Origin of the sequence: Methanobrevibacter sp. 87.7 (assembly GCF_002208625.1) — an archaeon.
GTDB lineage: Archaea > Methanobacteriota > Methanobacteria > Methanobacteriales > Methanobacteriaceae > Methanarmilla.
On sequence record NZ_MRCT01000221.1, the window covers coordinates 1 to 2,199 of the forward strand.

General features: G+C 20.6%; 1 protein-coding gene. It reads right to left on the bottom strand.

Translation table 11 applies throughout. From position 1 onward, the window contains the following. Positions 1 to 382: 382 nt before the first annotated feature. Positions 383 to 1,942, bottom strand: a complete 1,560-nt coding sequence (locus BGI41_RS07795; protein WP_158211978.1) for an asparagine synthase-related protein — start codon at positions 1,940 to 1,942, stop codon at positions 383 to 385. Between the last annotated feature and the right edge of the window lie 257 nt (positions 1,943 to 2,199).

Genomic DNA, 2,199 nt, shown 5'->3' on the forward strand with positions numbered 1-2,199 from the left:
TATAGTTTTTATTTAAAATAGATTTTATAATTTAGGCTATTTTTTATAATTTATATAATTTTTATTTAAAAAAGAAGTTTAAGGCTATTTAATTTTATAAATTAAGTAAAATAAAATTAAAACTAATTTTATAAATTAAACTATGATTTTTAAGTAAATTAATATTTTATTAAAATAGCTTTTATAAAACCATATAATACAATAAAAATATTTTATAATATTTAATAAATAGCTAAAAACTATTAAATAAGAACTAAAAATAAGTAAAATAATAAAATTAAACAATAATACTAAAAAAATAGATAATAGAAGAATTAGTCATATGAACTTACTAATTCATCAAAAATTAATTATTAATATAATTTATCAAAACTTAAAAGAACTAATCATTAATATATGAATTAATTAATTCATCAAAGTATTTATTAATATTAAGTTCTCTAAATATTTTTTTCCTTAAGAACTTATCAATACCAGAACCATATTGAGCAGCTTTTTTCTTTCTATATGCAATCTCTTCAGGAACACCTTTTTTAACTGCAAGTTCTCTTAGAATATTTTTACGAATATTATCAGCACTACCATTTATTTTATATTTAGCAGGAATATTTAATACCCATTTAATTATTTTATCTGAAAGATAAGGTACACGTAATTCTACAGTATTAGTCATACTAGTTGCATCATCACGTTCAAGATTTACATCATGAATATGAGCAATATCTTGTCTTAATTCATGTTCCACTGCCCTATAACGTTTATATAATAAACCATCAGTATCAACATAACCTTCTTCATATGTATTAAGGTATCTTTTATAACCTGCAAATAATTCATCTGCACCTTGACCAGATAAAGCTACTTTAATTCCATCATCATGAACCATATTTGTAGCAATATAAGTAGTCATACCTACACCTAATTTCATTAAATTTAGTTCCTCAATAGCAAGTAAAGTATCATCTAAATATTTACGTACAACATCTTCAGTTATAATAGTTTCACGTAATGTTAAATCTAAATCTTCAGCAATTTTTCTTGCAAATTTAAGATCTTGTGAATTCTCATTACCTACTGTATATAATTTAAGACTTTGATTATCTTCAAGATTGTCTAAAATATAATATAAAAGTAATGTACTATCTACTCCACCAGAAAATAGAAGTCCAATATTATCAATATTAGCTATTCTATTTTTTACTGATTCATTAATATATTCATCTAAATATTTTACATAAGTATCATATTTATGATTCTTATTTGATTCATAATCATATATTAAATATTTAGGTTTTATATCTTCATAATTATAAAGAATATGACCAGGTTCAAGAGTTTTTGTATCAGTAATTCCTACTTCCCATAATGCTTTTCTTTCTGATGCAAAACCTTTAATAACATCATTTTTACCATAAAATAATGGTTTTACACCTACTGAATCTCTTGAAAGAGCAATATTTTTACCATCATAAATAGAATATACATAATCCCCATCAATAATTTTATTTGTATATTGGACTGCTTCTAAAAGATCTTGATTTTTATTATAATAATAATTTAAAAGTTGCATTAAAAGATCGCAATCACTTTTTGGAGCTTCCCCATCATATAAGTTAGATTTTAAGAAGTCTAAAACCTCTTTATAATTATATATTTCTCCATTAAATGATAAAATAAGATTATTTAATTTTCTAGGTTGGAGATTCAAAAGATTTTCATCATTATAAAAATTAGAAATAGAAAGTAAATTATGACCAAAACCTACTTTATATTCATTATCATCATTAAATGTATTCATATCAATATTATTATCAAAAAATTTTGTTTCATTGTTTTCTAGATACATACCATGAGCATCTGTACCTCTTTTTTCAATAATTTTCATCATTGAAAGAATATCATTACCTTGAAACTTACCGTATAATCCTAATATCCCACACATATTATCCATCAGAGTCTTTTTTTAAAAAAAATTTAGGAAATTTAATAAAATTTGTTTTAATATAAAATTTATTAAAAATTCATGATTTAAATAAAATATATGTAAAATTTTTTATAACTAAAATTAATGAATTAATAAAAATTATAAAAAATACAGTATATAGTAATATTTTTTAATATATTAATATAAATAGTTTACTTAAAATTTTAATTAAATTTTAAATAAATAATAAGATTTATAAAATATTTATAATACAC

Bases quoted from the DNA above. Each gene is read 5' to 3' on its own strand.
- BGI41_RS07795 (WP_158211978.1), bottom strand. From the start codon at position 1,942: ATGTGTGGGATATTAGGATTATACGGTAAGTTTCAAGGTAATGATATT.